Genomic DNA, 3,942 nt, shown 5'->3' on the forward strand with positions numbered 1-3,942 from the left:
AGAACGGCGTCCGTAGCGTTTCTGACAGTCTGTGAATCTCCTTCAAAGGCACCGAAGAAAATCACTGCAAGTAAGCCAAACAAAATCTGTCCCGACACCTTAAGGAACTTTCTCATATAATCACCTCGCTAAGCAGCGTAATCACCGTTGTAACTTATAAGAACGGCGTTTGATACGCTGTCGATTGATTTTAGTTCATTGACGAACTCAATCTCTCCCGTCTTTATGCGCAATTCCACAGAGAGCTCGATATTTTCACTCGTTACCGTTTTCGACTTAATGTTGTACCTTTTGGCCTTATCCTTCAGCTTTTCGAGGATCGCTTTCTCTGCCTCTGAGTTCCCATAATCCAGCATAAGTATGTAGGGTGAAGTCTGAGACTTGAAGTTGGCGAAAACGAGGAGGATTATGCCTATGATAACCGAGCCGATAATTGCTAGCAGATAGAAAGAAGCGCCCGTCACTATCCCCACGGCAATTGCCCAGAACATAAAGACTATGTCCATAGGGTCCTTAATCGCAGTCCTGAACCTCACGATACTCAGGGCGCCCACCATTCCAAGCGAAAGCACGATATTCGTCGTCACGGCCATTATTACAAGAGAGGTAACCATGGCTATCATAACCAGGGATACGTTGAAACTCTTGGTGTACATAATTCCCTGGAATGACCTCTTGTATATCTGAAAGATGAAAATGCCTATGAGAAAGGTAATTAACAGTGTAATCGCCGTATCGGCGGCCGATATCTGAGATGCCGAGAAGTTTTCTAGAAAACTGTTCTTGAAAATGTCTTTGAATGTCTCCATACTTACCCTCCTAAACACTAATACAAGTAGTTAAATTTTCTTCCAAGTACATATTTTGATGCGCTGCTCCTTAACCTCGAACTGCTTTGAACGATACTCTTTATATGAGAAGGGAAGAATCCGTCGTACTTGATCTCGAGTATCATGAGGTTGCTTTCGGGACATGTGAAGGAACCATTTCTGTCGAAGAGATCCAGGTTGTTGTTGCCCGTCGATAGATTTCTGTCGAAGGTAATTCTCAGGTTGGCCGCTCTCAGACAGTAGGCCTCGCGATTGTAGCGAACCAGTACCTTTGGTTTCAGAGTTCTGTTCTTTATTCCTTCGTAGAAGTCTATGAACTCGTGCGGTCTCTCCTCAAGAAGGAAGGAAGCCCGGCCTTTCATTATCTCTTCATATTTGTCCCTGGAAATGATGCGGCTCACCTTTTGAGTGAGATCCCCGCTTTTGGCCTTCTTCTGCAGCTTAATTACGTTATCGCTGAAGTTGTAGATCCGTATCCTGTATTTCGTTCTGTTGTTTGTACCGCTTATCTTCTCACGGAAAGCCGAGTTGTATATGTCGTCAAAATACAGGCTGATTATTTCGTACTCGCCGTTAACGTAAGCGTTTCGATCGACCTCCATGACGTGTCTGATCTTGCTCTTGAGAGAGAGAAAATCGAAATAGCTTATGTAATACTTGAGTTCGTGCCTTCCTCTGATATCTTCCATGCAATTCCTCCTGTTCATTGTCGATCGATTTTAGAGAGCCTCTGTCACAGAATTATCACAGAACCGGTGTGATTGATTTGTGACATTTTGATATTAGAATAAAGCCATACTGGACAGGAGGTTGTAAGTTGAAGATTCTCTTCGCCGACGATGAAAAGAATATGCGGTTACTGGTGGCCGATTTTCTCGAGATGGAAGGCTACGAGGTGCTTCTAGCTGCCGATGGTGAGGAAGCTCTCCAGAAGTTCTGCGAAAACCCCGATCTGTCTCTAGTTATACTGGATATTATGATGCCACGCATGAGCGGTATAGAAGTGCTCGAAGAAATAAGGGAGAGATGCCAAATCCCCGTAATAATGCTCACCGCGAAATCGGCTGAAACCGACGAACTTGAAGGCTTCCAATATGGCGCCGATGAATATATATCCAAGCCCTTCAGTCCTAAAATACTCGTAGCAAGAGTGAATGCGCTACTCAGAAGGAGTTATTCGATGCAGGACGAAACGAAGATCGGAGTTCTCTATGTAAAGCCCTCCAGTATGGAAGTGTACGTCAACGACAAGAGGATTGCTCTCAGTCGCACCGAGTTCGACCTCCTGAGCTGTTTTGTCTCGAACAGCGGAATTACCCTCACAAGAGACCAGCTTCTCGACAGTGTATGGGGATACGATTACCAGGGCACCGACAGAACCGTCGATACTCATATAAACAGGTTGAGATCAAAGCTGCAGGAGGCGAGTGAGTACATCGAGACTATCAGAGGGTATGGCTACAGGTTCGGAGTCCGCTAATGAGCTCAATACGAAGGAAGCTCTTCCTGCAGATTCTTCTTGTTATCCTCTTTATCATTTCGGCGCTGTGGCTTGCGAATATCTTCATGCTGGAGCCGTACTATATGAAGACGAAGAAGGATCAGCTTATCAGGGCCAGAAATTCCATCAATTCCTTCGGAGTGTCGGACTACGGAGAAAAAGTCGATTTCCTCGTCGATTTGGGCAACGAGCTTAATGCAATGATTCTCATTTTCAACGATTCCGGTTACCCGGTCTATACGACTCACAATATTCCTCAGGAGTCCGGTGGTTTCGTCCCTGGAATCGACACTAGAAGGATACCTCCATCCAGGAACCCTCTTGAAACAATTTACAGCGAAAAGATAGATTCCGACACTGAGATCGAGCTCGCCATAGACAAGATGGGAGAACAGAGGTTTCTTAGCCTGAAATCTAAACTGGACAATGGCTTTTCCATACATATGAGTATTCCCGTGTCCTCCATAGAAAGCAGTGTATCGGTTGTGAACGGCTTTCTGATGGTAGTCGCCCTGATATCTTCTATACTGGCTCTTATAATTGCTTTTATCATTTCTAGAAAATTCACCGGCTCGATCCTTCATATGAACAGAATCACCAAAAAGATGAAGGATCTCGATTTCTCGGAAAAGTGTGAAATAGATTCCAGAGACGAGTTCGGGCAGCTTGCTGGGAGCATAGACGATCTTTCGGAATCTCTCGATTCGACCCTAAAAGAGCTCGGCGAGAAGAACGAAGCGCTCAAAAAGGAGATAGAACACAAAAAAGTGGTCGAAGAAATGAGGAAGCAGTTCATCACGAACGTCTCGCACGAACTGAAGACACCACTCTCGCTTATTCAGGGATACGCTGAAGGACTGGAACTGAACGTCGCTTCGGGCGAAGAAAAGCGGGCTTTCTACTGCTCGGTGATTAGGGAAGAGACGGAAAAGATGGGAAGACTCGTGAAGGATCTCCTAGATCTATCGATGATGGAAACAGGGAATTTTACGCTCTACAAGAGAGAGTTTTGCATCGATGAGTTGATAAGAAAGGTGACGGGAAAGTTCGAAAAGGTCCTTACGGAAAATGGAATCGACTTAGCGTATGTCGAGGGTGAAAAGACGGTTGTCTATGCCGATTCTTTCAGGACGGAGCAGATACTCACCAACTACCTGGACAACGCCATGCACCATGTTGATGAGAGAAAGGAAATTCGTGTTCGAAAAGATGTTCAAGGAAATTCTGTGATTGTGCGGGTGTTCAATTCGGGCCAGAACATACCCGGGAAAGAGAGCGAGAAGATCTGGACCAGCTTCTACAGAGCCGACAATGCCAGAACAAGGGAAGAGGAGAGATACGGCATAGGGCTCTCGATAGTAAAAACCATTTGCGATCTGGATGGCAAGAGCCACGGATTTGTCAATCTTCCCGATGGCGTGGAATTCTTCTTCGAGCTGGAAAGGGCGGAAACCCTCGTTATCTGAAAATACTCAAGTATATTGCAATGGGAGTAGATCCCGGGACAGTTTTATTTCTTCGTGACAGACTCGCTTTTTTAGAGAGCCGAGGTTGGTGGCTCGTCGTTGGAGGTTGGTCAAGAGCAAAGGATCAGTTCCAAGATGCAAGTTG

At 45.5% G+C, this 3,942-nt stretch carries 4 protein-coding genes; 2 read left to right on the plus strand and 2 right to left on the minus strand.

Annotated features, from left to right (window positions below):
- Nucleotides 1–128: 128 nt before the first annotated feature.
- Complete coding sequence (locus B3N33_RS07935; RefSeq protein ID WP_214078201.1) at nt 129–809, minus strand: DUF4956 domain-containing protein; 681 nt, start codon at nt 807–809, stop codon at nt 129–131.
- Between the two features lie 17 nt (nt 810–826).
- Nucleotides 827–1,519 (minus strand): polyphosphate polymerase domain-containing protein, encoded by a 693-nt coding sequence (locus tag B3N33_RS07940; RefSeq protein ID WP_292592888.1) that lies wholly within the window; start codon nt 1,517–1,519, stop codon nt 827–829.
- A gap of 161 nt (nt 1,520–1,680) precedes the next feature.
- On the opposite strand from B3N33_RS07940, the gene B3N33_RS07945 reads away from it, so the two are divergent.
- Nucleotides 1,681–2,310, plus strand: a complete 630-nt coding sequence (locus tag B3N33_RS07945; RefSeq protein ID WP_414674194.1) for a response regulator transcription factor — start codon at nt 1,681–1,683, stop codon at nt 2,308–2,310.
- A complete protein-coding gene (locus B3N33_RS07950) occupies nt 2,310–3,797 on the plus strand; it encodes a HAMP domain-containing sensor histidine kinase (protein ID WP_292592892.1) in 1,488 nt (495 codons plus the stop codon). The genes B3N33_RS07945 and B3N33_RS07950 overlap by 1 nt, the downstream gene beginning before the upstream one ends.
- The last annotated feature ends 145 nt before the right edge of the window (nt 3,798–3,942 follow it).

The sequence above is a fragment of the Mesotoga sp. UBA5825 genome, assembly GCF_002432955.1.
In the GTDB taxonomy this organism is placed as follows: Bacteria; Thermotogota; Thermotogae; order Petrotogales; family Kosmotogaceae; genus Mesotoga.

What these genes read in the sequence shown, in the direction of transcription:
- B3N33_RS07935 (WP_214078201.1), bottom strand. Translation starts at nt 809, where the DNA reads ATGGAGACATTCAAAGACATTTTCAAGAACAGTTTTCTAGAAAACTTC.
- B3N33_RS07940 (WP_292592888.1), bottom strand. Translation starts at nt 1,519, where the DNA reads ATGGAAGATATCAGAGGAAGGCACGAACTCAAGTATTACATAAGCTAT.
- B3N33_RS07945 (WP_414674194.1), top strand. Translation starts at nt 1,681, where the DNA reads ATGCGGTTACTGGTGGCCGATTTTCTCGAGATGGAAGGCTACGAGGTG.
- B3N33_RS07950 (WP_292592892.1), top strand. Translation starts at nt 2,310, where the DNA reads ATGAGCTCAATACGAAGGAAGCTCTTCCTGCAGATTCTTCTTGTTATC.